This window comes from Shinella lacus (genome assembly GCF_010994755.1).
GTDB classification, from domain to species: domain Bacteria; phylum Pseudomonadota; class Alphaproteobacteria; order Rhizobiales; family Rhizobiaceae; genus Shinella; species Shinella lacus.
Genome location: NZ_WHSB02000016.1, coordinates 56,016 through 79,726, shown reverse-complemented (window position 1 = coordinate 79,726; position 23,711 = coordinate 56,016). Strand labels below are relative to the sequence as shown.

The window sequence follows — 23,711 nt, the reverse complement described above, 5'->3', positions numbered from 1 at the left end:
CTATGCCGTCGCGCTCGTCGACGACGACAAAGGTGGGAGGTTCATCGGCGGACATATCGGAATGCCCGGTAGGGCTGCAATTGCATTTTTGTTCGAGACATGTCTCTTTGCGCGTAACCAAATGAGTGCACTCGGAGCCTCGAACATTTGAAAAAATTACAAAAGAACTTTGTCGTTGAGTACAAGGGCGCGCGTCGAAAGCCTCCGACGCAATCCAACTCGATCTGGGGCAATGTCGATTTGCGCCAGTTCGCCGAATACGATGGCCAGGCGGAAACACCTCGGGCTGAGGGGCTGAGCGTCGTCTCAGATGCGGCGATACACGAGGTGCCGCCCGCGCCCGCGTCAGCAAGCGATCTACGGCAAAAGACAACACCAACCTTGGTACTGGAGGAACAGATGGCCGACGAAACGAGCGTGACCGAACAGGCGTCCACGGAATCCGAAACTGCTTTGCCGAATGCGCTCGAGCCCAAGAAGCGCGGCCCGCGAGCCAAAAAGACCGCGCCGGAAGCGGTAACTTCTGACGCTTTGGTGGAAGCGCCTGCAGTAAAAAAAGCACGCGCGAAGAGGGGCAGCAAGAGCGCCGTAGCAGAGGTGAAGCCATCGACCCGTCGAGGCGGACGCAAAGCCAAGGCTGCTATCGAGTCGACAGTCGAACCCGCTCCGCAGGCCGTCGCGCCGATCACAGCCGCTGGTGACGAGATGGAGGACCTGCTTCAGCTCGAGCAGGAAAACCAGCGCCTGCGGAAGCTGCTTGCGGAAAAACTCCGTACCGAGAATGCAGATCTTCGCAAACGGCTCGGTCTTGACTGATCTGAAAACGGGGGATTGGCCGGCTGCCAAGTCGATCCTCCTGTTCCGCGCGACGTTGTTCGACCGCTGACGACGAGCATCACCGTCTCCGTCGCCCGGTTGGTTGCCACAGCATTCGACAAGATGGGAGTTGAAAAGCGATGGTAAAGTCGCCCTGGAGACTTCTCACCGGATTGCTATCTTGGGGAAAGTCCGCGGATCAGCATGAGGTAGGACAAACCGGTCTCATCGAGAGCCTCGAGGAGACTGAGGTTCCTGGAGCCAATTCCTTCACTGAACCAGCGAGAGGAAGCGAACTCACGCCTGAGACGAGGTCCTCAGCTCCGTTGCAGCCTAGCGACGACGACGCTGGTGATCGTCAGGAACCAACACCGTCAACGATGGCAGAAGTGCCAGGCGCGACGCTGACCGAGGAAAACACCGTCTTGGCTCCCGATCGCGATGTGGTCATCGCCGGTGCCGAACGTCGAAATCAGCAGGGTAAGGCTCCAACGACGACCCGAAGGAAGACCACGGCGGAAATATCGATCCATACCGAGGAGGTTGGGCGGGCAAACGCTTTGACGGAGCGTTCAGTGGCAAATGAACCAGATCCTGTGCGTGCGCTGGACAGCGAGATCCGTGAACTACGGTTTCAATTGGCTGGAAAGCTCCGGCTTCAGAATGATCAATTGAGGCAGATGCTCAGGCGCTTTGAGCCGAAGTGATGCGAGGGGCCGCTGATCTTCACACCATCGATCTCCTACTGGATACGGCTGTTGCCGGGCTAGGTCTTGCCTATCTGCCGCTGGACCAGTTGGAGCCCCTTCTGTAGAGCAGGCGACTGGCGCGGGTGCGGGGGAATGGACGCCGCCGCTGTCCACCTGTCACCTCTATTATCCCAGCCGCCGCCATGCCTCGACGGCCTTCAGGTGTTCATCGAGGCACTACGCTACCGTGGTGTTCGGAATGAGCGTAGCGATTTTGCCTTTACGTGAAGTTTGATTCCGTGGAGACAAACCGTGCGCCCGCCGCTGATGGCAAGCACTGGAAACTACGACTTTTCCGACGCAGGCTGACTGTGATGGTCGCTCGAAGGCTGCTCACCGCCGATCTGACACATGTTGGCACGCAACTCGAACCGAATGCCCAGCGGATCGTGTGAAAGCACGGCCTCGCCGCCGAAATCGTGCGGCAGAACCATTTGGATGATCCGTGAACCGAACCCTTGACGTGCCGGGGTCCGGACCACTGGTCCATCCTCTTCGATCCAGCGAAACACGAACGCATCTTCGGTGTCCGGCCGGCCCGCCACCCATTCGATACGCACTTTTCCCGCCGCGTTCGAAAGGGCCCCATACTTCACTGCGTTCGTCGCCAGTTCGTGCAGTGCCAGGCTGAGGCTCAACGACTGTTTGGACGATAGCATGATCGGAGGACCGCCGATGTGAAACCGCCCCTCCGACGTCCGGAATGGCGCGGTGGCCTCTAGCACGACATCGACAACACTGGCTTCGGTTGCGCTGGCGCGGGTGAGCAAGGATTGCGCCTGGGCGAGCGCCTGAATCCGTTCCAGCAGGATCGATCGCGCCGCGGGATCGGTCTCGTCTCCTCGCAGGGTCTGGCTGACGATCGCTGCGACCACCGCAAGCGTGTTTTTGATACGATGTTCGAGCTCACCGTTGAGCAGGCTTGCCTGCCGTCGAGCCTCGACCGTGCCGGTCGTCTCGATCACCGTGTCGATCATCCCGCGCACGACACCGGCTTCGTCGCGGATCGGGCTGTAGCAAAAGGTAAAATGCGCCTTCTCGGGATAGCCGTGCCGATTGATCACGAGCGGGAAGTCCTCGATGAACGTCGCCTCGCCAGCGAATGCTCGCTGGGCAATCGATCCTATTTCGTCCCAAGCCTCATGCCACACCTCGCTGAACGGCCTGCCGAGCGCGGGCGGTTTCTCGCCAAGGATGGGAAGAAACGCGTCGTTATGGATAGTGATGAGCTCCGGTCCCCAGACGATGCACTTGGGAAACTTCGAACTTAGCATCATGCCGACGCCGATCTTGAGTGAGGAAGGCCAGTGTTCGAGGGGGCCAAGAGCGGTCGAAGACCAGTCGTATGCCCGGATGGCGTCGGCCATACTTCCCCCGCCATCGAGGAAATGCACGGACTCAAGCAATTCGACACCCCTTATGGTTTTCACGGATATTGATGCCATTCCATGCTACGGCAATCGTCTTCAACAAGCATTCGATAACATGGGGTTCTTCAAGGCCTTTGCAACTGCGATGATTCAATCACGATGAACATCTGGAGAAGAGCATGATGGAACGCAAAGCCATGTGTTCCTGCGGCGCGCTCACCATCGTCGCGCTAGGGAAGCCCGGAAAGATCTCCGTCTGCCACTGCCACGAATGCCAGCGGCGCACCGGCTCGGCTTTCGGCATCGCGGTCTTCTTTGCCTCGGAGGTGACCGAGATCGTCGGGCCCTCGGCCATGTTCTCCCGAATAGGCGACAGCGGGCAACCCGTTGAATTCCACTTCTGCCCGGCTTGCGGATCGACCGTCTTCTGGAAGCCCGCATTCCGGCCGGGCGTGACGGCAATCGCCTTCGGATGCTTCGAGGATAAGGAGGGGCTTGAACCCACGCGAAGCGTCTATGACGTCCATCGCCATTCCTGGGTCACGGTTCAAACCCCGTAAATGAGGCGCTCAGGTCGCTGTCAGTCGTCCGCGAACGGCTGGCGTGCCATCTTTCACAAACCGACTGAACTCCTTTCGCGTCCATGCATTGTTGCTGCGTGGCGACAGGGAGAGGGGAGAGGCATGGAGGGATTTGCTGCAACTTCGGATCCGAAAGGCCGCCGCGCCGACTCGCCAGGCGAGATTCCGGCGCTTGGTCTTCGGGATGTGGCGTGGCGTCTCTATGACAGCCTGGCTACCGATCGCATCCTGCTCATCGCGGCGGGAGTCACCTTCTATCTGCTCCTGTCTATTTTCCCGGCGATCAGCGTGTTCGTGTCGCTCTATGGGCTCGTCGCCGATCCATCCTCGGTCGTCGACCGTCTTAGCTTCTTCGGTTCGGCGATGCCGGAACAGGCATTCGAGCTGATCCTTGGCCAGTTGCGCAGCCTCACATCCGCGCCGCAAGCAAGCCTTTCTCTGACTTTGCTCGGCAGTCTGGCGATCGCACTCTGGTCGGCCAATGCCGGCATGAAGGCGCTGTTCGAGGCGATGAACGTCGCCTATGGCGAGACCGAGAAACGGGGCTTTATCCGGCTGAACCTGACCTCCTTCTCGTTCACCTTCGCCGGTCTGGTGCTGGTGGTGCTGATCATCACCCTGGCAGGGATCGTTCCGGCAATCCTCGATTATCTCTGGCTCGGCCGCTGGACGGAGCTGATCATCCGCGTGGCGCGTTGGCCGCTGCTGCTGGCGCTGATCGCTGTGGCGATCATGTCGCTCTACCGGTTAGGGCCAAGCCGGGAACCGGCGAAGCTACGCTGGCTCAGCTGGGGTGCGCTCTTCTCAACCGGCGCGTGGCTTGTCGCGGCGCTCGCGATCACCTTCTATCTCGGTCACATCGCGGACTACAACGCGACCTATGGCGCACTCGGCGCGTCGATCGGCTTCATGGTGTGGGTCTGGATCTCCGTCATCATCGTCATCCTGGGCGCGGAACTGAACGCTGAACTCGAACACCAGACGGCACGCGACAGCACGACCGGACCACCTGAAGAAATGGGCCGTAGGGGAGCCTACATGGCCGACACGATCGGTGCAGATGCGTGACGTCCGCACCCGCGTTCACCAGCGCCGACGCCGCTGAAGCACAAAGATGCATGGCGGGGCGAAGGCAGGCAGCAGAGGAGAACTTCGGATGACCGACAGAAAGCGACCCTTCGATTTGACGGGCAAGGTGGCGGTCGTGACAGGCGCGGCGCGGGGCATCGGGCGTGCCGCCGCCACCGCGCTGGCTGCTGCCGGAGCAGATATCGTAGGCATCGATATCGCCGGCCCGGTGAGCGCGACGCTGGACTATGCGCCGGCAAGCGAGGCCGACCTTGAGCAGACCGGCCGGGAGGTCATTGCGCTCGGCAGCCGATGGACGGCCTACCGGCTGGATCAGCGCGAACTTGCCGCTCTTCGCGATGCCGCCGCGGACATCGAGCAGGAATTCGGCCGTATCGACATCCTCTTCGCCAATGCAGGCATCCAGGCGTTCAAGCCCATCCTCGACATGGAAGATGCCGACTGGCACGATCAGATCGACGTCAACCTGACCGGCACGGCCAACGCCATCCGCGCCTTCGCGCCGGCAATGGCACGGCGCGGCGGCGGATCGATCATCGTGACGTCCTCGACGCAGGGTCAGCACGGAACCAAGAACGGTGCGGCCTATTCGGCCTCGAAGTGGGGCATCATTGGGCTGATGAAGTCAGCTGCCATGGAACTCGGCGAATACGGCATCACCGTCAACGCCCTCATTCCCGGCCTCATCGACACGGCGTTGACCCGCCACGAGGATCGCTATGCGCAGGCGATCGAGGTTGCGGGCGGCGAACCGACCGGCGATGAGGCGAAGGACGAGAGAACCGCCATGGAGGGGTTGGCCAAGAAATCGCCGCTTGGTGCGCCGATGATCGACCCGCGCGACGTCGCGCCGATGGTGGTGTTCCTCGCCTCGGACGAAGCCCGCATGGCGTCCGGCGGCACCTATTCGATCACGGGCGGGGACAGCGCTAACATCCAAAGTTGACGAGCCGCGCTAGGCCGCGGTTTCAGATTTTCAGAGCGGCGATGCCGTCAGCAACAGCATGATCGGCACGCTGACCGCCGATGCGGTCAATGCCAGCATCGATGCCATCTTGAGCAACTGCGCCCGCCGGGCACGGCCCGCATCCCATTCATACGCCATTCTTTATCCTCCGGGACGAGGAATGAAGCACTCGCACCGCCCGGAGTCCATGGACTATTTCTCACAGGCCTGCGCTTTACCAATATCTCGGGGCATCTCAGCCGGTCTTCTGACGTCGCGTTGAAGCGATGGTCCATGTGTTCCGGCCCTTCGCCTTGGCGCGATAGAGAGCGCGATCGGCCTTTTGAACAAGCTTGTCGGCGTCAACGCCGCCCGCGGTTGAGGCGGCGAGGCCGATGCTCACGCCAATCCTGATGGCCATGCCCCGAACAGGGAAGGGAGCGTCGAAGGCTGCAACACAGCGTCTCGCCAGATCGACAGCCTGTTGGTGGTCCCCGATCATCAGAATGGCGAATTCGTCGCCGCCCAGTCGTGCGATGATGTGATCTTGCCCGACGGCTCGTAGGCGATCCGCCGTCATCTTGAGCACTGCATCGCCTGCAGCGTGGCCGAAGGTGTCGTTGACCGGCTTGAAGCCATCGAGATCGAGGCAAAGAACGAAAACACCTTCCCCGTCGTTTGATTTGAGGGCTGCGCTCAGTGCCTTGTAGAACTGCATCCGGTTGGGCAGGCCCGTCAGAACATCGTGGTGGGCAAGACGATTGGCTTCAGCCTCCGCAGCAACTCGATCGCTGACATCCGCGATGGTCAGCAAAAGCCGGCGTCTGGCGCCTTCGTGGAGAAGCCGGACATAAATCAGAACATGACGCTCGCTGCCGTCGGCCGCGTGTTGGCGCCAGACGGTGCGGGCATCGCAATCCTTGCTGAGATCATGAACCGCCGCGTTGAACCGTTGCGCCTCCTCTTGCGCATGCATGTCGCCGGCTTCTTTTGAAAGCAGCTCCCCTCTGTCATACCCATAGAAGTCGCAGGCGGCTTGATTGGCCTGCAGGATGGCGAGGCTTTCGCCGTCGCACAGCATCATCGGCATCGGGTTGGCGTCAAACAGTTGGCGAAGCCATTCCTCGCGCTGCTTCAATCCGGTGATATCGATGCGCATGCCGATGGCGCCACCGTCCGGCGTGCGGCGGTCGTCATGCCGAAGCCATCGCCCGTCGCGAAGCTGCTGCTCCTCCTGCGAGACCGGGCGCCGAAACTTCTCCATTCGTTCGCGAAGCCATGTCTCCTTGTCCTCGATGAGCTCCTGCATGTCGTCACCGGCCAGGCTGATCCTCAAGATCTCTTCGAACGGAACACCTGGCTGAAGATGAGCCGCAATGTCGCTGTAAAGCTCAGCATACTTCCGGTTCCAAAGCACGAACCGGTCCTCGGCGTCGAAGACACACACGGCTTGCGGCAATATCTCGATGATGTGGCGCAGGCGATTTTCCGCCTCGCTCGTGTCCGGCAGATTCCGTTCAGATTCTATCTCGACGAAGACAGTGCTCATCGTCCCCGAGACTGCCGACCAGCTTGCGATCTTCACATGCGCCAGCTTTTCGTTGCCGAGACCATCAACGATGCGGGATTGCGTCCCTTGAGCCGGCAGGGACCAGTCAGGGAGGAATTGCTTGATCGGCAAGCCACAAAGATCGCGCTGAGGTCGAAACAGCCGATAGGCTGCGGCATTGGCGAACACAATCGTTCCTGTGACATCGACGACAATGGCCGTGGTCGGACATGCTTCAAGAGATGCTTCTAACTCTGCACCAAGCATTCTTGCTCCGAACCAGACAGTCTTTCGAGGGACACAACTGCGAAACATTAGCCTTTGATGGTAAAGAAGACGTTCTACCGCGCATTGTATCGTTCTTCGCGCGGTGCTTTGCGCGGAGCCTCGCGAAAATGCTGATCTAGCAGATTGGATAGTGCGAAGCTGCCATGGACCGGGCAAGCCGAGAACTGCGCCAGCGGTGAAGGGCTGATGGATGACGTCAAATGAACGGCGCGGGGCCGACCCTACGTCTCATCGGTCGTCATTTCGAGACTTTCGTGATCGGTCGTCAGGTCATCGGCGGTGATATGGAGTGTGCCATCGCTGGTCGTGCCCTCCCTATCGTATTTATCGCTCGCGACGGCCTCAAGTAGCGAACGATGACGCTTGAGCAATCCGACAGGGCCGACAGGTTCGGTATCGAACGCTTGCAACGTGCTGGCATAGATATAGACGTCGAGCGTCATTCCCTCGGGTGTCTCCATCGGCCAGAACAGCCCGAGTTCCCTCGGCGCCGAGGCACCTGATTTGCTGATGAGGGGCATTTCGTTTCCTGCCTGAATTCTATGGGGAGACCCAAAGCAGCGGGGGCTGCAAAGGTCTCCCCTGTCCAACCGTTTGAGTCGGAAGAACGCAGTTGATCTGGGGCGGCAAGGGCCGAAGTCAATCATTTCGATGGCCTCGCCGCTCCCTATGGCGCTTTTGGTCGCTCTACTCTGTGGACAAGCGCCGCTCGTTGTATTTCCGGAGCGCCCACCAGATGACAGCCGCGAGAAGCGGAGAGACTATCGATCATTCAACGAGGAGAGTGACGATGACAACAACCAACGAAATTGCCGACAAGATCGCTGGCGATCATGGATTGAGCAAGGCACAGAGCAAGGTGATCGTGGAGGCGGTGTTCGCGCAGATTACCGCAGCGGCCGTCGCCGGCGTGGAAACTTCGCTCCCGGGTTTCGGCAAATTCAAGGTGAAGGATACGCCGGCGCGCGAGGCGCGCAATCCGGCAACCGGGGCTACGATCAATGTCGCGGCGGCGAAAAAGATGACGTTCACACCGGCTAAATCCCTCAAGGACGCGCTCAACAAAGAGCGGACATAGCAAAGCGCTCGGCGCCGCCGTTCTTGACGTCTTGATCCAGGTCGTGGCGGGCCATTCCGATGGAAACCTGGCGGCGTAGGTGTTCCTGAGCTCGCAGGCGGCATGGCAGAGAACTCACCGGCTGCACTTGATGGAGGTTGCCGATGCGGTCGATGTAGTCGGCCCCGTCATAGGTCGGCCTTGCCTTCAGGGGGCGAGAGGTTTGCTGCACTCTAAGCAGGTCCCGATATCGGGGACAATCCGAGGGGGAAGCGAGCCTATGGCGGAACTTCGCCGGCGTTGGAGTCGTTCAGCATTCTCAACCCGGAGCCCGACCAATGCCAGCGCTCGTCCGCTACATGCTGAGCCGCCTTTTTATCGGCTTTGTGCTTGGCGTCGGCAGCGCCGTAGCCATCCTTCAGGTCGAACCACCGCCATTTGGCGCGACGCTCGGTCCCTTGGAAGCCTTGCTGTTCACCTATGGCGTAGGGAGTGCCTTTTCCCTGGGCTATCTGGCGACCGCGCTCGGCTGGGATAATATGGAAGTGTAGCAGTCGATGTTCCCGCCCGGTCATATCGTCCGTTCGGCGGTCCCCTTAAACGGTCGCAGGAAGGCGAACGATGGTCCTTGAAGATTTATACCGCCTGCTGCGCGCCGGTCATGTCCAGGCGCAAGGGATTGTCGATACGCTGACACAGCCGCTCGTCGTGCTTGACCAGGGGTTTTGCGTCACCAATGCCAACAACGCCTTTATCGATGCGTTCAAGGTGGACCGGGACGATATTCTCGGTCACAGCCTGTTTTCGCTTGGCAACGGCCAGTGGGACATCGCTGACCTGCGCAAGCTGATCGCGGAAATCATTCCGAAGACGGCGGCCGTCGTCGGCTACGAGGTCACGCATGATTTTCCTACGATCGGACAGCGCACATTCCTCGTCGATGCAAGGCGCCTCGTCCATCCCGATAACAACAGCACCAGCATTCTTGTCCTTTTCGAGGACGTCACCGAGAGCAACCGGGAGCGGGCGGAGAGCGATATCATTCTTGCCGAAACCCGCCATCGCATGAAGAACCTGTTCTCGGTGATCCGGGCCCTCGCCATGCAGACGCAGACCGAGGGTTACACGGCGCAGGAGTATCGCGACGCCTTTCTGGGGCGCATCGACGTCGCCTTGCGGGCGCAGGAGATCGCGCCCGGAGAAACGAGTGCGGAGTTTGGTTCGCTTCTCGACGCCGCGGTTGCCGCCACCGGTGGCAACCGCATCCACATCGAAGCAGGCCCATCCGCCACTCTTCCGTCACCGAAGGTCGTCCCGGTCAGCATGATGTTCCACGAGTTGGCGACGAACGCGCTCAAATACGGCGCGCTTTCGGTGCCCGACGGGCGCGTTCGGCTGTCATGGCGGATCGAAGAGGGTGACGGCGATCGAACCATGCTGGTCACCGAATGGCGCGAAGAAAACGGGCCCACGGTGCGACAGCCGACCCGTCGCGGATACGGCACGGAGCTGATCACCGCGACGGCGAAGCATCTCGGCGGTTCGGCGGAACAAAGGTTCGATCCGCGCGGTTTAACCGCCATCATCAAACTGCCGATATAGGATGCGCATGTCTTCCGACGACGGACGCAATCGACCCCCAGCGCGCATCCTTGTTGTCGAGGATGAAATCTTCATCGCCATGGAGATCGAGCGAGCGCTCACGACCGACGGCTTCGAGGTTCTGGGACCGGTCGGAAGCATCGAGGACGCCTTGGAACTCCTTCATCGAGATCAGCCGGACGCCGCGGTCCTCGACGTCACCTTGAGGGATGGAAAGGTGACGCCGGTGGCCGTGTTACTGAGATCGCAGGGCGTGCCCTTCGTCCTGGCGTCCGCCGAGGGACGGGAGCTTACCGAAACCGGCTTCTTCCAGGGCGTCACCAATCTTGGCAAGCCAACGAACATGCGGCTGATGATCGGCGAAATCCAGCGTTTGCTAAGCTGAACGGCCCTGCAGCCTTATCAGATTGCCCGAACGTCTTCCGCTTTTGACTTTCCGGTTTTGCGGTCCTGGCCGATCTCGTAACTGACCTTCGCGCCGTCGCGAAGCGGTCCGCCTGAAAGCACGGCCGAAACGTGGACGAAGACATCCTGCCCGCCATTGTCCGGCGTAATGAAGCCAAAACCCTTGTCCTGATTGAAAAACTTGACCGTGCCGGTTGCCATGTAACCCTCATAAACTGAACGGCGGAAGCGCCGCGCCGACCATATTCGTCGCCGATCTCGATCGCAACCACGCTGCCGATGACCGCGCGGAACAACCATCGTGCAGGTGTGTTTTCATGTCGGCGCCCGGCGGGATTTCGGGTTTCCGTAGGCATCGACGTCGCGGGAGACAAACGCAATGACCGATATACGAGCGAAGGGCTTCGACAGCCCGGCCCAGCTGCGTGAACATCTCACTGAGTTGGAGGAGGAGAGCCCTGCGGAGGATCCAGGCGTGGGGAACGAACGTCCATCAGCCCAGCAGCAGATCGAGGCCCTTCGGCGAGAAGTCGCCGATCTGCACGCTCGGCTGACCTCGATCCGAAAGCAGACCGACGGCATGGGTGCGCGGCGTTCGCGAGGCGACATACACCCGTGGCTCAGGGTTTTGGCCACGGCCGCCACGACCTATCTCCTCGGCCGGCTCGTGCAGCGTCTCCGTCTTGGCGCGCCCGGCGCAGCCGCCGTGCCGATGATCGCCTCGCAGATCGACCGCAGAATCTGGTGAGGTCGGTCATGGCGGCTGACAAGCTTTCGACCTACAAGAAGAAGCGGGATTTCAAGCAGACGCAGGAGCCGAGTGGCTCGGCGGCCGTCAAATCCTCGAACCGGCTGCGCTTTATCATCCAGAAGCACGACGCCACACGCCTGCACTACGACCTTCGCCTCGAACTCGACGGGGTTTTCAAATCCTGGGCGGTGACCAAGGGACCATCGCTCGATCCGCATGACAAGCGGCTGGCGGTCGAGGTCGAGGATCACCCGCTCGACTATGGCGACTTCGAAGGCACGATCCCGAAGGGCCAATATGGCGGCGGTACGGTCATGCTGTGGGATCGCGGCTATTGGGAACCCGAGGGCAACAAATCCCCAAAAGAAGCCTTGAAGAAGGGCGACTTCAAGTTCGTGCTGCATGGCAAGCGCCTGCAAGGCAGCTTCGTTCTGGTGAGGATGCGCAATGATCGCGACGGCGGCAAACGGACCAACTGGCTGCTGATCAAGCACCACGACGAGCATTCCGTCGATGAGAACGGCGCGGCCATCCTGGACGAGAACATGACCTCCGTCGCATCTGCCCGGACGATGCAGCAGATCGCCGGCGGCAAGGGGCGAAAGCCGAAACCGTTCATGACGGCCAGCGGCGACGTCGAGGTGGACGCGGTCTGGGACAGCAAGCACGGCCTTGCAGCTGACGAGCGCAAGAAGAATGCCCGCAAGGATGTAGCGACATCGACGGCCGCAGACCTGCCGGACTTCATCCCGCCGCAGCTGTGCGAAACGCTCGAACGCCCGCCGGCCGGCGAGAACTGGCTGCACGAGATCAAGTTCGACGGCTATCGAATTCAGATGCGGGTCGCTAATGACGAGGTGACGCTCAAAACCCGCAAGGGCTTAGATTGGACCGCCAAGTACCCGGAGATCGCCGAGGCCGCCGCGTCGCTTCCAGATTGCATCATCGACGGCGAGATCTGCGCGCTCGATGATAACGGCGCCCCGGATTTCGCCGCGTTGCAGGCGGCGCTGTCGGAGCGCAACACCGGCAACCTGGTCTATTTCGCATTCGACCTCCTGTTCGATCGTGGGGAAGACCTTCGCGACAAGCCTTTGGTCGACCGGAAAGCTCGGCTGCAGGAGCTGCTTGCCGACGCCACCGAGGATCCGCATCTGCGCTTTGTCGAGCATTTCGAGACGGGCGGTGACGCGGTGCTTCGCTCCGCCTGCAAGCTTTCCCTGGAAGGCATCGTCTCAAAACAGGCAGACGCGCCTTATCGGTCCGGCCGCACCGATACCTGGGCGAAATCGAAATGTCGGGCAGGGCACGAGGTCGTGATCGGCGGCTATGCCAAGACGAACGGCAAGTTTCGATCGCTGCTGGTCGGCGTTAACAGGAGCGAGCATTTTGTCTATGTCGGCCGTGTCGGCACGGGCTATGGGGCCAAGAAGCTCGAGACGCTGCTGCCGAAGCTCAAAGCAGTCGAGGCTGAGAAATCCCCGTTCACCGGTATCGGCGCGCCCAAGAAGGAGAGGGAGGTCGTCTGGCTCAAACCCGAGCTGGTCGCCGAAATCGAATTCGCCGGCTGGACCGCGGACGGTCTGGTCCGCCAGGCCGCGTTCAAGGGCCTGCGGGAGGATAAGCCGGCCGCCGAGGTCGAAGCCGATAAGCCCGCCTCGCCGGCAAAGACCGAGACACCAGAGCCGGCCGTGGCCGCAAAGGTGAAGCCCGCGCGCCGGAAGGGTGCAAAGGCGGAGGTTATGGGCGTGCTCATCTCCAATCCGGACAAGCCGTTGTGGCCGGACGCCGGCGACGGCAAGCCCGTGACCAAAGAGGAGCTGGCCCAATATCACGAAGCGGTCGGCGCCTGGCTCATCGAGCATGTAAAGGGCCGGCCGTGTTCGATCATCCGCGCGCCGGATGGCATCGGTGGAGAACAGTTCTTCCAGCGCCACGCCATGCCCGGTACGTCGAACCTATTGGAACTGGTCAAGGTCTTCGGTGACAAGAGGCCCTACCTGCAGGTCGATCGTGTCGAGGGTCTCGTCGCCATCGCCCAGATTGGTGGCATCGAGCTACATCCGTGGAACTGCGAACCGGGGAAACCCGAAGTGCCGGGACGGCTGGTGTTCGACCTCGACCCCGGTCCGGATGTGCCCTTCTCGGCCGTCGTTGCCGCCGCGCGCGAGATGCGTGATCGGCTCGACGACCTCGGCCTCATCAGTTTCTGCAAGACGACCGGCGGCAAGGGCCTGCATGTCGTGACGCCGCTTGCCGTCAATGCCCGCAAGCCGCTCTCCTGGGCCGAGGCCAAGGGCTTTGCCCACGACGTCTGCCAGGAGATGGCGCGTGACAATCCCGATGCCTATCTCATCAAGATGACCAAGAGCCTGCGGGAAGGCCGCATCTTCCTCGACTATCTGCGCAACGACCGCATGGCGACCGCAGTCGCGCCTCTCTCGCCGCGGGCGCGGCCGGGCGCCACCGTCTCGATGCCGCTTACCTGGACACAGGTCAAATCCGACCTCGACCCGAAGCGGTTCACGATCCGCACTGTGCCGGCGCTGCTGGCGAAGTCGACTGCCTGGGAGGACTACTGCGATGGCCAGCGCCCGCTGGAACAGGCGATCAAGCGGCTCGGCAAGCACAAGGCGGCCGCATGACCTTTGAATGGGTGAGCGTCGAGACCACATAGGAAGAATGAAGAAACACGATCTCCCCATCGAGCACCTGGCGCGCCTCCGACGAATTCGTGGACTGGCGCGGCTGATGGATACCGCGCTTCGTGTTCCCGGAACGCGGATATCGCTAGGGGCGGACTCTATGCTTGGCCTGATCCCGGGCATCGGCGATTTCGCGGCCGCCGCCGTCAGCCTCGTCATCGTCAACGAGGCTCGCCGTCTTGGCGTGCCGAACGACAGGCTCGTCAAGATGCTGGTCAATGTCGGTTTTGATACGGTCGCGGGCAGCGTGCCGGTGCTGGGCGACGTCTTCGACGTCTATTTCAAGTCCAACCGCCGCAATCTGCAACTCGTGCTGGATCACTTCGGTCTCGACCATACCGACCTTGACCGGCGACGATAGTCACTTGCCGGCGGCCATTGTTTCCATGTCGAAGACAGCGGCATTGTCCTGGACTTCGCGCAGGCCCTTATAGGAGGCGTGGCGCAGATTGCCGTCGTCCGTCCAGCCGCGGAACTCGATCTCGGCGATGAGCGTCGGTAGGGCGAACACATAATTCTTGCCCTTGATCGGAACGACTGGCTTTTTCGTCTTCAGCTTGTCGAGCGTCTTGCGCAGATATTCGGCGTCCTTTGCCTTGAACCCCGTTCCGACCGAGCCGACCGACACCCAGGCATCGCCCCTGCGCGCGGCAAGCAGCAGGCTGCCGATACCGCTGCGCGCCACTGCGGATTGCTCATAGCCGACGATCATGAAGCTTTCGCTCTGGATGCACTTGATCTTGATCCAGTCACCGGTTCGGCCGGACCGATAGGGTCGGTCGCGGTGCTTGGCGATGATGCCTTCGAGACCCATCATGCAGGCCTTCGCGAGCAGCCCGGCGCCGTCGGCTTCTTCCGACAGCTGCACAGCGCCCGTGGCGCCGTTGAGGAAATCCGAGAGGAGATGCCGCCGGACGTCGAGCTCCGTCTTGGTAAGATCGTGGCCGTCGAAATAAAGAAGGTCGAAGGCGAAGAAACCGGCTTCTGTCGAAGCGCGCTTGCCGCCGCGCCCGCCAAGCGAACGCTGCAATGCCCCGAAATCCGCGTGACCTTTCTTGTTGAGGACCACGGCCTCGCCGTCGAGAATGGCGGTCCCAACGCCGAGCTTCTTCGCGGCTTCGGCGATGGTCGGAAATCGGTGGGTCCAGTCATGGCCGCCCCGCGTGATGATCCGCACCCCCTTCGGCTCGATGTGGATCGCCAGGCGATAGCCATCCCATTTGTTTTCGAACAGCCAGTCCGGTCCTTCCGGCGGCGCCGGCCGGAGAAGGGCGAGGCATGGCTCGACGCGCTCGGGCATCGGATCGAACGGCAGGCTCGGCTGCGTGGGATTGCGTTTGCGCACCGGGCGCGACTGGAGCGCCGTGCCGGAGTCATCGAGCAGGGGGATGGCCGATCGTCGCTTCACTTTCATGGAGGTCCATCACGCGTGCGAGAGGAAACAAACATAGGCGAACCATGTGACGATTTCAGGAGGCGCGCTTGCCTTTTTCGCCGGCGAGGCTCTTGCGCAACGCGTCCATGATATCGATGACGTTGCCGCCCGACGGCCGGTCTTCACCTTTGGCCTTGCCTTTCCTCGACGGCTTCAGCGCCTTCTTCTTTTTGGCGATGATGTCGAGCAGCGCATCCTGAACGGGATCGGAGACCATGTCCCGCGACCAGGTCTTCGTGTGCTGCTTGATGAACTTCTGGACGAGAGGAACGAGGTCGGGATCGGACTTTCCGTCGATATCCTCGAAATAGGATTCCTCCGGCCGCACCTCGTCGCCGAAGCGCAATGACCAGAGCACGATGCCTTCGCCGCGCGGCTCGAGCACGACGGCTCGCTCGCGCCGGCCGATGACCAGACGTGACACGCCAAAGACCTTGTCCGACGCCATGGCGTCGCGGATGACGGCGAAAGCTTCGTGTCCGACCGGATCGTCGGGCACGAGATAATGCGGCTTTTCCAGATAGATCCATTCGATGCTGTCGCGCGGCACGAACGTGTCGATGTCGATCGTCTTCACCGTGTCGAGCGCCACCGCATCCAGCTCGTCGTCGGTGAGCAGGACATAGTCGTTCTCGCCGCGGGCATAACCCTTCACCTCGTCCTCATCCTTCACCGGCTTGCGCGTGACGGCGTCGACATATTGCGAGACGACGCGGTTGCCGGTCTCCCGGTTCAAGGTGTGAAACCGGACCTTGTCGCTCTCCGACGTCGCCGGCGACATTGAGACGGGGCATGTGACGAGTGAGAGCTTTAGATAGCCTTTCCAATAGGGGCGGGGTGCCATGATCTATCTCCTCAACCGGCTTTGCGCTGTGCGGCCGCCGGGCTGCGCGCCTTCGACGCGGTGGCGCGCGCCGCCGGCTTGCGGCCGACGCCCTTGTTGGCATTGGCGGCGGAACGCTTCGGCGTGTCGTCATCGGCCTTCAGCATCCTGGCACTTTCGCGCAAGGCAGCCAGCAGATCGTCGGGCTTGGACACCTTGACTTCCTTGCGCTTCGGCAGAGCCTTGCCCTCGATCTTGGTCTTCACCAGTTCAGCGACGGCAGTCTCGTATCGATCGTCGAACGCCGCCGGATCGAAGGTGCCCTTCTTGGTGGCGATGATGTGCTTGGCGAGATCCAGCATTTCGCCCTTGATGCGCAGCTTCGGTATCTCCTCGAATGCCTTTTCCGAGGAGCGAACCTCATAGTCGTATTGCATGGTCGTGGCGATCAGGCCTTTGCCATGCGTGCGGATCAGGACGGTGCGCATGCGCCGGAACAACACCGTGCGGGCGACCGCGGCGACCTTCGACTTCTCCATGGCGTCCCTGAGCGCGGTGAAGGCGTCCGACGAAACACGGTCAGTCGGCACGAGATAGTAGGGCTTGTCGAAATAGACGTCATCGACATCGGAGCAGGGGATGAAGGCCTCAATCGTCAGCGTCTTGTTGCTGTCCGGAATGGTCGCTGCGACCTCTTCGGGATCGATCATGATGTACTGGCCGTTCTCGATCTCGAAGCCCTTGGTCTGGTCCTCGCGCTCGACCTCCTTGCCGGTGTCGCTGTCGATGAAGACGCGGTTGACGCGATTGCCGGTCTTTTTGTTGATCGTGTGGAACGAGATGCGCTCGGACGTGCTGGCGGCCGTGTAGAGGCCAACCCCACAACTGACCTCGCCGAACTTGATGAAACCCTTCCATTGGGCACGATGACCGGCCATCTCGATACTCCCGACTCGACGCAACCAAAGCGAGTCAAGCGAATCACTTGCGAATTTGTTCCGAGTCGAAAAGAATCGGAAATCAATAACTTAGGCGATCGTCGCCTCGCTTTTTGCGAGTCTCGATCATGCCTTTGATTCACTGCATCTTTTCGAGTTGGCGTGCGTTTCTTGAGAACCGCAACTGAAAGACAATGGGATGGTCGACGGCGACGACATTGGCCAGGACGCCATGGAGAACGACGAGCGCGCCGCCGTCTCGTTTCCGTTCGATCGGATGACGGTGCAGCGGTTTCGCGAAACCTTTCCACGCGCCCGCTGGAGCGACCGACGGAAGGCGTGGCTCGTCCCCGGAAAGACCGCGCGGCGGCGCATCGATCGCTGGATGGCAAGGGAAGAGTCCCGTGTCGATCCCTATGCCGATGCGAAGGGCAGGGATGCCTTCGCGTTCGAGCCGATCCTCAGCCCCTATCTCGGCGTTGACAGAGAAGGGTTTCGCATCAAGACGCCATATTCGCGCAAGCTGGTCGAGGAAATCCGCCAGGTGCCGTTCGCCCGTTGGGACGGCGACAACAAGGTCTGGCGGGTGCCTTTCGCCTCCTATGAGCATCTCGTTGATCGCTGGCAGGTCATCGAGACGGAAGCAAAGCGGTGCGAGCCTGAAGAACGGCGCAAGCGCGCCGAGGCGCGTAAAGGGACGGACGAGGAGAGGACGTCCCGGCTCCGGACGACCGAACGCAAGCGCCGGCGCATCCCGCTTCCCGCCGACGATCTGCCTCCGTTGGACCGACCGATTGCGACGACATCGTACGGGATTGTCGTCGTCAGCGATATCACCGGCGAAGTGGTCGAGCGCGAAGACATCGCCGACCTCTATCCTGATCTCTCCGAGGATTACGTCTGGGGAGTTTGGCAGACGCCTTCGCTGGACGAGCTTGTCCACACCTGGCCGTCGAAGGTCGAACCGGGAGAACAAGAACGTCGGCGGGGCTGGTGGCTACCGACCCTTGAGGAGTTGCGCGAGGCGCGTCGAACGGCGAGGGCGCGCGAGCGTCGGGCGACCCGACGCACTTCCGCCTGACCTCAATCCGATGGTGGCTCTATCTCGATCATGACGGGTGCGTGGTCGCTGGTGTGCTCCCAGCCTCGTGGACCACGCCGCACGCTCGCCTTCCGAAGCCAGGGTGCCAGCGCCGGGCTGAGGAGAAGATGGTCGATGCGCAGGCCCGCGTCACGTTCGAAGGAGTGTCGCCAGTATTTCCAGAAGGTGTAGATGCGTTCCTTCGGATGCAGCTGACGGACGGCGTCGGTCCAGCCCTGGGTGAGAAGGTCCGCATAGGCTGACCTGACCTCGGGGCGGAACAATGCGTCGTCGCGCCAGCGCTCCGGCGCATAGACGTCGAGTTCCGTCGGCATGACATTGAAATCCCCGATCAGCGCGACGGGAAGATCGAGCGCCAGCAGATCGGCCGCATAGGTGCGGAGCCGCTCGAACCAGCGCAGCTTGTAGTCGAATTTGGGACCGGGCGCCGGATTGCCGTTCGGCAGGTAGAGGCAGCCGACCAGGATGCCGTCGACGGCGGCCTCGATATAGCGGCTGTGGCTGTCGTCGGCATCGCCAGGCAGGCCGCGGCGCGTCAGGATGGGGGTTGCATCCCTGGCGAGGATCGCGACACCGTTCCAACTTTTCTGTCCATGCCAGACGGCCTCGTATCCCATTCGCTGAAGTTCGCGCCGGGGAAAGCGCTCGTCCGGCGATTTGAGTTCCTGCAGGCAGACGATGTCGGGCGCGTCTTCTTCCAGCCATCGCAGAAGGACTGGAAGCCGGCCGTTGATGCCGTTGACGTTGTAGGTGGCGAGTTTCACGAAGCTGCTCCGGGCGGGGCGATGGTTCGAGGGAAAACCGTCCCGGAATTACAAAGGTTCCCCGCGCTTTGAAGCTCCAGGGACGTGTGCGGCAACTTGATCGCTCTGGGCGTCTTTCCCTGCCATTGCAAAGATTTTGAGCGCTCCTATCTGTGCTCAAGATCGTTGGAGACGACCGCGATGAAGACAATTCCCATCGATACCCTTTTTGACCCCGCCGCCGAGATCATGCTGCCGCACCGGTGCGACGACGCTGCCCGCCCTGCGGCTGCCTGCATCTGTTGCGGGCAGGCAGGTCAGGCGATGGACGATGACGGCTGCGGTATCTGCGATGCGTGCCTCGATGCACCGCTGCAGGCGACCGGCAATCCCGACGGCCTTGATTTCCCGGATGCCTTTCCCCATCTATCGCTCACTGCCCGTCATCGATGAACTGTCTGCAGCGACGATATCCGTCGCGCGTTCGCAGTCGTCCGGGTCGGAAGGGCGCTCCCCGAAAGGGTCGAGCGCCCTTCGTCATTTCGGGAAGGCTCGCGCGAGGGGCGGTCATGCGGATCGCCGCGAGCGCCAGGATCCAGCCTTGTCCATGACCAGCCGCCAGCGGCGCGCATCGACATCCGTACCGCGGGCGGTGCGATAGGCCGGGACAGAAAGCTGAATGTCGTCGCCGTCCGGATGCCATTCTCCAATCATGGCGATGCCGTCGCCGAACTCGACCACGCACATGCCTTCTGCAGCCTCGGCATCCTCGACCCGGACCTCGCCGCCGGGAAAGGCGTGACTATGCGGGAAGGAGAAGCGCATCAGCCCACCTGCTCCGCGGAAAGGGAGCCGGCCGGCAGCGGCTTGATCAGCGTCTTGGCGGAAACGGAGGGATCTAGCCAATCCGCCCATGCCTCGCGCTCGAGGATGACGATCTGGCGGTCGTGGTAGGGTGCGATATCGGGACCGGGTTCCATCGTGAGCATGGTGAAGGCTTCGCCAACCTCCTCCGTCTCGCGCCAGATGCCGGCGATCGCGAAGATCGGCTCGCCGGCCTTCCGGAACATCCATTTGTTTTTCCGCTTCTTTTTCGGATCCTCTGGCGTTGTGAATTCGAAGAAGGCGTCAGCAATGACGAGGGCCCGGTGCGAATTGAACTCGCGGCCCTCCGACCGGAAATTATAGACCGGCTTCTTGGTCGGGCTCGGCCAACTCCATCGGCGCTGCACCAACTCGCCGACCCCACGCTCGCCAGCGGCTGTGCGAACGATGGGCGCCGTGTCGGTGATCCTGATGTCCTCGCGCGCTTCGATGTTGGGCCTGCCCTCGGGGAAGCGGATCTTGATCTTGAGGTGCTCGAATTCCTCGATGACCGAGGCAAGTTCGACCATCAGCCTATAATCGTTGCACATGGTCCCTCCGGCGGCTCCGCGAATTCTGGCTCCGCAATAATCTAGCGCGGCGGCTGAGGATTTCGATGCGACGATCAAGAAGAGGGTGAGCCTAAATCTCCAACCGAAGTTGATCGGCAGGTCCGCTCGCGGTTTCGTCGCCAAACGAGGACAGGGTCACGCCGAGGAGGCGGATGCCTTTCGCCGTCGGAAACAGGGGGGCGAGGAGCGTCTGGACCGTCGCCACGATCTCGCCGGGCGAGCTGAACGCGGTGGCTTCGGTCCTGCTCCGCGTGATAATCTGGAAGTCGGCATATTTCACTTTCAGGGTGACGGAGCGGCCATGCAAGTCCTTGGCCTCGCAATGCCGCCAGACCTTGTCGATGAGCGGGGAGATTTCCGCACGAGCCGCATCCAGATCGAAGAGGTCGGTCATGAAGGTATCCTCGGCGCCGACCGACTTGCGCTCCCGATCCGGGCGGACCGGTCGATCGTCGATGCCTCGGGAGATATTGTAATACCAGGCGCCCGACTTCCCGAAATGCTCCTGCAGGAAAGCAAGCGACTTCGCCTTGAGATCGGCGCCCGTCAGGATGCCGAGCCGCTCCATTTTGGCCGCAGTCGCGGGCCCGACGCCGTGGAATCTCTTGACGGCGAGCCCCTCGACGAAAGCCGGCCCGTTTTTGGGCGTAATGACCGCCTGGCCGTTGGGCTTGTTGAGGTCGGAGGCCATCTTGGCCAGAAACTTGCAATACGAGATACCGGCCGAGGCGTTCAGCCCGGTGACATCCTTGATGCGGGCGCGGATCCTCGTGGCGATCTCCGTCGCGATCGCAATGCCCTGCTTGTTGTCGGTGACATCGAGATAGGCTTCGTCGAGCGACAGGGGCTCGATCAGATCAGTGTATTCGGCGAAGATTGCATGGATCTGCGATGAAACGGTTCGATAGACATCGAAGCGGGGTGAAACGAAGATCAGATCCGGGCAGCGCCGCTTGGCGGTGATCGATGGCAGAGCGGATCGCACGCCGAACACACGGGCCTCATAGCTTGCTGCCGCCACGACGCCGCGGGCGGCCGCGCCGCCCACAGCAACGGGTTTGCCCCGCAGTTCGGGATTATCGCGTTGTTCGACGGAGGCATAAAACGCATCCATGTCCACATGAATGATGCGCCGGACCCGATCTTCGCGATCCGGTTTATGCTCCTCTATCTCGGCCAAAATAATGGGCTGCATCGCTCATTTCCACATCGAGCGCATTCGCGCACCGATATCGACGCGAACCTGGCGACTGCTCTGCTCGTTGGCGGCGGCCGATATCTTTGGCCAGCTTGCCGTTTCGAAGAACTGCAAGAGCGTGGCCGGTATGAAGCGGGTTCGCGACGCATAGACATGGCGGTCGCCCTGGGCATTCTGGCCGTGCGTGAAGAAGCGCTGCAGCGTGATCAGCGTGAGGTTGTCGCGCGCCCGGGTCATGCCGACATAAAGCAGACGGCGTTCTTCCTCGAGTTCAGGGGTAGAGCCGGTGCCAAGGTCAGACGGGATGCAGCCGTCGACGACATTGAGCATGAACACGGCACGCCATTCCTGGCCCTTGGCCGAATGGATCGTGCTCAAGATCAGATAGTCCTCATCGAGCAGCGGCACGCCGGCCTGGTCGCTGGTGGCGTCCGGCGGGTCCAGGGTCAATTCCGTGAGAAAACGTTCGCGGCTCGCATAGCCGCCGGCAATCTGTTCGAGCTGCAGCAGGTCATCCTTGCGGGTGTCCGCATCCTCATGGATGCGGTCGAGATGCGGCTCGTACCACATCCGCACCGTGCCGATTTCAGCAGGCCAGCCGGCCTCGGCCTTTCGCAACGCCGTGACCAGCGTGACAAAGGCGGGCCAGTCGTCGCCGGTCTTGGCGGGCGCCGGGATTTCGGCGAGCGACTGCAACGGCTCGGGATCAACCGCGATCGTGTCGAGGATCTTGCCGGCCAGCTTCGGCCCGATGCCAGGTAGAAGTTTCAAGACCCGGAACCCGGCAACCCGGTCGCGCGGGTTCTGCGCGAACCGCATGACCGCCAGCATGTCCTTGACATGCGCGGCGTCGAGGAACTTGAGGCCGCCGAATTTGACAAAGGGAATGTTTCTCCGCGTGAGCTCGATCTCCAGCGCATTGCTGTGGCTCGATGTTCGAAAGAGCACCGCCTGCTGCTTCAGCGTCATGCCGATCTCGCGGTTGGCCAGCACCTGCTCGACGATATAGGCGGCCTGATCGATCTCGTCCTTCACTGTGACGAGCATGGGCCGTTGCTCGGAGACCCGATCGGTCCAGAGATTTTTCGTATAGCGTTCCCGCGCCAATTCGATGACACCGTTGGCCGCAGCCAGGATCGGCTGGGTCGAGCGATAATTGCGGTCGAGCGTTATGACATCGGCCGGCTTCGGCGAGAATTCCTTCGGGAAATCGAGGATGTTGCGGATGGTCGCGGCGCGGAAGGAATAGATCGACTGTGCGTCGTCGCCGACGACAGTCAGCCCGCGGCCGCCGGGCGCCAGCGACATCAAGATCGACGCCTGCAGGCGATTGGTGTCCTGGTATTCGTCGACGAGAATGTGGTCGAAACGGTTGCCGACGTCCTCGGCCAGCTCTGGTTCGGAAACCATCTGCGCCCAGTAGAGCAAGAGGTCGTCGTAATCCAGAACGTTCTGCGCCTGCTTCGCCTCAACATAGGCGGCGAAGAGCTGCTTCAGCTCCTCTTCCCATTCCAGCACCCACGGATACGAGGACTTCAGGATATCCTTGATCGAAGCCTCGGAATTGACCACGCGGGAATAGATCGCAATGCAGGTGCTCTTGGTGGGGAAGCGGCTTTGCTTGGCGGAAAAGCCAAGGTCATGCCGGACGAGGTTCATCAGGTCGGCGCTGTCCTCGCGGTCGTGGATGGTGAAATCGACGCTGAGACCGATCTGCTCGGCATACATCCGCAAGAGCCGGGCGCCGATACCATGAAACGTGCCGGCCCATGCGAGAGCGTCCCTCATGACGGCGGCATTGTCACCCAGCACCTGCCGGCAGATACGTTGCACCCGGCGCGCCATTTCTGAAGCCGCTCGCCGGGAAAACGTCATCAGCAGAATGCGCCGCGGATCGGCGCCGTTGACGATCAGATGGGCGACGCGATGCGCCAGGGTGTTGGTCTTGCCGGAGCCCGCGCCGGCGATGATAAGCAGCGGGCCGCCGATCTTCCCGTCGGGCAGACCAACGCCATGTTCGACGGCCTCGCGTTGCCGGTCGTTGAGTTTTTCGAGATGCGTAGCCGCCATTTGTCCCCAGCATGCCTAAGAAAAATTTCCTACCCCTCCGATCACCAGATATCTCCTT

27 protein-coding genes are annotated in these 23,711 nt (G+C 61.5%); 14 read left to right on the top strand and 13 right to left on the bottom strand.

Going from position 1 to position 23,711, the window contains the following annotated elements:
* Positions 1-147 precede the first annotated feature (147 nt).
* Both GB927_RS28440 and GB927_RS28435 read left to right on the top strand, forming a co-directional pair.
* Positions 148-816: a transcriptional regulator gene (locus tag GB927_RS28440; RefSeq protein ID WP_256120599.1), complete on the top strand. Its 669-nt coding sequence runs from the start codon at positions 148-150 to the stop codon at positions 814-816.
* Between the two features lie 380 nt (positions 817-1,196).
* Positions 1,197-1,523 carry a hypothetical protein gene (locus tag GB927_RS28435; RefSeq protein ID WP_256120598.1) on the top strand — a complete coding sequence of 109 codons (327 nt, stop codon included), beginning with the start codon at positions 1,197-1,199 and terminating at the stop codon, positions 1,521-1,523.
* Between the two features lie 326 nt (positions 1,524-1,849).
* On the opposite strand, the gene GB927_RS28430 is transcribed toward GB927_RS28435, so the two are convergent.
* Entirely contained in the window at positions 1,850-2,932 is a 1,083-nt protein-coding gene (locus GB927_RS28430) for an HWE histidine kinase domain-containing protein (protein ID WP_256120597.1), read from the bottom strand.
* Positions 2,933-3,117: 185 nt separating this feature from the next.
* Here GB927_RS28430 and GB927_RS28425 point away from each other — a divergent pair, with 185 nt between their 5' ends.
* The 3 genes from GB927_RS28425 (at position 3,118) to GB927_RS28415 (ending at position 5,551) form a co-directional block, all read left to right on the top strand.
* The gene (locus GB927_RS28425) at positions 3,118-3,495 is read left to right on the top strand and encodes a GFA family protein (protein ID WP_256120649.1); all 378 of its coding nucleotides are present in this window, start codon (positions 3,118-3,120) and stop codon (positions 3,493-3,495) included.
* 123 nt (positions 3,496-3,618) lie between these two features.
* Positions 3,619-4,584: a YihY/virulence factor BrkB family protein gene (locus GB927_RS28420; protein WP_256120596.1), complete on the top strand. Its 966-nt coding sequence runs from the start codon at positions 3,619-3,621 to the stop codon at positions 4,582-4,584.
* 88 nt (positions 4,585-4,672) lie between these two features.
* Complete coding sequence (locus GB927_RS28415; RefSeq protein WP_256120595.1) at positions 4,673-5,551, top strand: SDR family NAD(P)-dependent oxidoreductase; 879 nt, start codon at positions 4,673-4,675, stop codon at positions 5,549-5,551.
* A 30-nt stretch (positions 5,552-5,581) separates the two neighbouring features.
* Here the strand turns inward: GB927_RS28415 and GB927_RS28410 are convergent, their stop codons facing one another.
* From GB927_RS28410 to GB927_RS28400, 3 genes are all read right to left on the bottom strand, one after another.
* Positions 5,582-5,710, bottom strand: coding sequence for a hypothetical protein (locus GB927_RS28410; protein WP_256120594.1), 129 nt, complete (start codon positions 5,708-5,710; stop codon positions 5,582-5,584).
* Between the two features lie 97 nt (positions 5,711-5,807).
* A complete protein-coding gene (locus tag GB927_RS28405) occupies positions 5,808-7,367 on the bottom strand; it encodes a sensor domain-containing protein (RefSeq protein ID WP_256120593.1) in 1,560 nt (519 codons plus the stop codon).
* 242 nt (positions 7,368-7,609) lie between these two features.
* Positions 7,610-7,909: a hypothetical protein gene (locus GB927_RS28400; protein WP_256120592.1), complete on the bottom strand. Its 300-nt coding sequence runs from the start codon at positions 7,907-7,909 to the stop codon at positions 7,610-7,612.
* 269 nt (positions 7,910-8,178) lie between these two features.
* Between GB927_RS28400 and GB927_RS28395 the strand changes: the two genes are divergently transcribed.
* The 4 genes from GB927_RS28395 (at position 8,179) to GB927_RS28380 (ending at position 10,432) form a co-directional block, all read left to right on the top strand.
* On the top strand, positions 8,179-8,466 hold the full coding sequence (locus tag GB927_RS28395; protein WP_256120591.1) for an HU family DNA-binding protein: 288 nt from the start codon (positions 8,179-8,181) through the stop codon (positions 8,464-8,466).
* 317 nt (positions 8,467-8,783) lie between these two features.
* Entirely contained in the window at positions 8,784-8,996 is a 213-nt protein-coding gene (locus GB927_RS28390; protein ID WP_256120590.1) for a hypothetical protein, read from the top strand.
* A 70-nt stretch (positions 8,997-9,066) separates the two neighbouring features.
* Positions 9,067-10,047 carry an HWE histidine kinase domain-containing protein gene (locus tag GB927_RS28385; protein WP_256120589.1) on the top strand — a complete coding sequence of 327 codons (981 nt, stop codon included), beginning with the start codon at positions 9,067-9,069 and terminating at the stop codon, positions 10,045-10,047.
* Between the two features lie 7 nt (positions 10,048-10,054).
* Complete coding sequence (locus tag GB927_RS28380; RefSeq protein ID WP_256120588.1) at positions 10,055-10,432, top strand: response regulator; 378 nt, start codon at positions 10,055-10,057, stop codon at positions 10,430-10,432.
* A gap of 17 nt (positions 10,433-10,449) precedes the next feature.
* On the opposite strand, the gene GB927_RS28375 is transcribed toward GB927_RS28380, so the two are convergent.
* Entirely contained in the window at positions 10,450-10,653 is a 204-nt protein-coding gene (locus GB927_RS28375) for a cold-shock protein (RefSeq protein WP_137901987.1), read from the bottom strand.
* A 178-nt stretch (positions 10,654-10,831) separates the two neighbouring features.
* Here GB927_RS28375 and GB927_RS28370 point away from each other — a divergent pair, with 178 nt between their 5' ends.
* Genes GB927_RS28370 through GB927_RS28360 form a run of 3 tightly spaced genes read left to right on the top strand, consistent with a single transcriptional unit; the run spans position 10,832 to position 14,269 of the window.
* Positions 10,832-11,200: a hypothetical protein gene (locus GB927_RS28370; RefSeq protein ID WP_256120587.1), complete on the top strand. Its 369-nt coding sequence runs from the start codon at positions 10,832-10,834 to the stop codon at positions 11,198-11,200.
* Positions 11,201-11,208: 8 nt separating this feature from the next.
* Positions 11,209-13,848 (top strand): DNA ligase D, encoded by a 2,640-nt coding sequence (gene ligD / locus GB927_RS28365; RefSeq protein WP_256120586.1) that lies wholly within the window; start codon positions 11,209-11,211, stop codon positions 13,846-13,848.
* 37 nt (positions 13,849-13,885) lie between these two features.
* The gene (locus GB927_RS28360) at positions 13,886-14,269 is read left to right on the top strand and encodes a DUF4112 domain-containing protein (protein ID WP_256120585.1); all 384 of its coding nucleotides are present in this window, start codon (positions 13,886-13,888) and stop codon (positions 14,267-14,269) included.
* On the opposite strand, the gene ligD (GB927_RS28355) is transcribed toward GB927_RS28360, so the two are convergent.
* The 3 genes from ligD (GB927_RS28355) to ku (GB927_RS28345) are packed head-to-tail and all read right to left on the bottom strand — an operon-like array spanning position 14,270 to position 17,104.
* A complete protein-coding gene (ligD, locus tag GB927_RS28355) occupies positions 14,270-15,322 on the bottom strand; it encodes a non-homologous end-joining DNA ligase (RefSeq protein WP_256120584.1) in 1,053 nt (350 codons plus the stop codon).
* A gap of 55 nt (positions 15,323-15,377) precedes the next feature.
* On the bottom strand, positions 15,378-16,187 hold the full coding sequence (ku, locus tag GB927_RS28350; RefSeq protein WP_256120583.1) for a non-homologous end joining protein Ku: 810 nt from the start codon (positions 16,185-16,187) through the stop codon (positions 15,378-15,380).
* Between the two features lie 11 nt (positions 16,188-16,198).
* Positions 16,199-17,104 (bottom strand): non-homologous end joining protein Ku, encoded by a 906-nt coding sequence (gene ku / locus GB927_RS28345; protein WP_256120582.1) that lies wholly within the window; start codon positions 17,102-17,104, stop codon positions 16,199-16,201.
* A gap of 199 nt (positions 17,105-17,303) precedes the next feature.
* Between ku (GB927_RS28345) and GB927_RS28340 the strand changes: the two genes are divergently transcribed.
* Positions 17,304-18,185 carry a hypothetical protein gene (locus tag GB927_RS28340; protein WP_256120581.1) on the top strand — a complete coding sequence of 294 codons (882 nt, stop codon included), beginning with the start codon at positions 17,304-17,306 and terminating at the stop codon, positions 18,183-18,185.
* A 2-nt stretch (positions 18,186-18,187) separates the two neighbouring features.
* Here the strand turns inward: GB927_RS28340 and xth are convergent, their stop codons facing one another.
* Positions 18,188-18,970, bottom strand: coding sequence for an exodeoxyribonuclease III (gene xth, locus GB927_RS28335; protein ID WP_256120580.1), 783 nt, complete (start codon positions 18,968-18,970; stop codon positions 18,188-18,190).
* Between the two features lie 180 nt (positions 18,971-19,150).
* Between xth and GB927_RS28330 the strand changes: the two genes are divergently transcribed.
* Positions 19,151-19,402 carry a hypothetical protein gene (locus GB927_RS28330; protein WP_256120579.1) on the top strand — a complete coding sequence of 84 codons (252 nt, stop codon included), beginning with the start codon at positions 19,151-19,153 and terminating at the stop codon, positions 19,400-19,402.
* A 114-nt stretch (positions 19,403-19,516) separates the two neighbouring features.
* Here the strand turns inward: GB927_RS28330 and GB927_RS28325 are convergent, their stop codons facing one another.
* The 4 genes from GB927_RS28325 to GB927_RS28310 all read right to left on the bottom strand — a co-directional run bounded on the left by GB927_RS28325 (position 19,517) and on the right by GB927_RS28310 (position 23,653).
* Positions 19,517-19,774, bottom strand: coding sequence for a hypothetical protein (locus GB927_RS28325; RefSeq protein WP_256120578.1), 258 nt, complete (start codon positions 19,772-19,774; stop codon positions 19,517-19,519).
* The gene (locus tag GB927_RS28320) at positions 19,774-20,364 is read right to left on the bottom strand and encodes an SOS response-associated peptidase (protein ID WP_256120577.1); all 591 of its coding nucleotides are present in this window, start codon (positions 20,362-20,364) and stop codon (positions 19,774-19,776) included. The genes GB927_RS28325 and GB927_RS28320 overlap by 1 nt, the downstream gene beginning before the upstream one ends.
* Before the next feature lie 91 nt (positions 20,365-20,455).
* Positions 20,456-21,580 carry a DNA polymerase IV gene (gene dinB, locus GB927_RS28315; protein WP_256120576.1) on the bottom strand — a complete coding sequence of 375 codons (1,125 nt, stop codon included), beginning with the start codon at positions 21,578-21,580 and terminating at the stop codon, positions 20,456-20,458.
* A 3-nt stretch (positions 21,581-21,583) separates the two neighbouring features.
* A complete protein-coding gene (locus tag GB927_RS28310) occupies positions 21,584-23,653 on the bottom strand; it encodes an ATP-dependent helicase (protein WP_256120575.1) in 2,070 nt (689 codons plus the stop codon).
* Positions 23,654-23,711 lie beyond the last annotated feature (58 nt).

Coding starts and splice junctions, on each gene's coding strand:
- GB927_RS28435 (WP_256120598.1), top strand. CDS start 1,197: ATGGCAGAAGTGCCAGGCGCGACGCTGACCGAGGAAAACACCGTCTTG.
- GB927_RS28430 (WP_256120597.1), bottom strand. CDS start 2,932: ATGGCCGACGCCATCCGGGCATACGACTGGTCTTCGACCGCTCTTGGC.
- GB927_RS28425 (WP_256120649.1), top strand. CDS start 3,118: ATGGAACGCAAAGCCATGTGTTCCTGCGGCGCGCTCACCATCGTCGCG.
- GB927_RS28420 (WP_256120596.1), top strand. CDS start 3,619: ATGGAGGGATTTGCTGCAACTTCGGATCCGAAAGGCCGCCGCGCCGAC.
- GB927_RS28415 (WP_256120595.1), top strand. CDS start 4,673: ATGACCGACAGAAAGCGACCCTTCGATTTGACGGGCAAGGTGGCGGTC.
- GB927_RS28410 (WP_256120594.1), bottom strand. CDS start 5,710: ATGGCGTATGAATGGGATGCGGGCCGTGCCCGGCGGGCGCAGTTGCTC.
- GB927_RS28405 (WP_256120593.1), bottom strand. CDS start 7,367: ATGCTTGGTGCAGAGTTAGAAGCATCTCTTGAAGCATGTCCGACCACG.
- GB927_RS28400 (WP_256120592.1), bottom strand. CDS start 7,909: ATGCCCCTCATCAGCAAATCAGGTGCCTCGGCGCCGAGGGAACTCGGG.
- GB927_RS28395 (WP_256120591.1), top strand. CDS start 8,179: ATGACAACAACCAACGAAATTGCCGACAAGATCGCTGGCGATCATGGA.
- GB927_RS28390 (WP_256120590.1), top strand. CDS start 8,784: ATGCCAGCGCTCGTCCGCTACATGCTGAGCCGCCTTTTTATCGGCTTT.
- GB927_RS28385 (WP_256120589.1), top strand. CDS start 9,067: ATGGTCCTTGAAGATTTATACCGCCTGCTGCGCGCCGGTCATGTCCAG.
- GB927_RS28380 (WP_256120588.1), top strand. CDS start 10,055: ATGTCTTCCGACGACGGACGCAATCGACCCCCAGCGCGCATCCTTGTT.
- GB927_RS28375 (WP_137901987.1), bottom strand. CDS start 10,653: ATGGCAACCGGCACGGTCAAGTTTTTCAATCAGGACAAGGGTTTTGGC.
- GB927_RS28370 (WP_256120587.1), top strand. CDS start 10,832: ATGACCGATATACGAGCGAAGGGCTTCGACAGCCCGGCCCAGCTGCGT.
- ligD (WP_256120586.1), top strand. CDS start 11,209: ATGGCGGCTGACAAGCTTTCGACCTACAAGAAGAAGCGGGATTTCAAG.
- GB927_RS28360 (WP_256120585.1), top strand. CDS start 13,886: ATGAAGAAACACGATCTCCCCATCGAGCACCTGGCGCGCCTCCGACGA.
- ligD (WP_256120584.1), bottom strand. CDS start 15,322: ATGAAAGTGAAGCGACGATCGGCCATCCCCCTGCTCGATGACTCCGGC.
- ku (WP_256120583.1), bottom strand. CDS start 16,187: ATGGCACCCCGCCCCTATTGGAAAGGCTATCTAAAGCTCTCACTCGTC.
- ku (WP_256120582.1), bottom strand. CDS start 17,104: ATGGCCGGTCATCGTGCCCAATGGAAGGGTTTCATCAAGTTCGGCGAG.
- GB927_RS28340 (WP_256120581.1), top strand. CDS start 17,304: ATGGTCGACGGCGACGACATTGGCCAGGACGCCATGGAGAACGACGAG.
- GB927_RS28330 (WP_256120579.1), top strand. CDS start 19,151: ATGAAGACAATTCCCATCGATACCCTTTTTGACCCCGCCGCCGAGATC.
- GB927_RS28325 (WP_256120578.1), bottom strand. CDS start 19,774: ATGCGCTTCTCCTTCCCGCATAGTCACGCCTTTCCCGGCGGCGAGGTC.
- GB927_RS28320 (WP_256120577.1), bottom strand. CDS start 20,364: ATGTGCAACGATTATAGGCTGATGGTCGAACTTGCCTCGGTCATCGAG.
- dinB (WP_256120576.1), bottom strand. CDS start 21,580: ATGCAGCCCATTATTTTGGCCGAGATAGAGGAGCATAAACCGGATCGC.
- GB927_RS28310 (WP_256120575.1), bottom strand. CDS start 23,653: ATGGCGGCTACGCATCTCGAAAAACTCAACGACCGGCAACGCGAGGCC.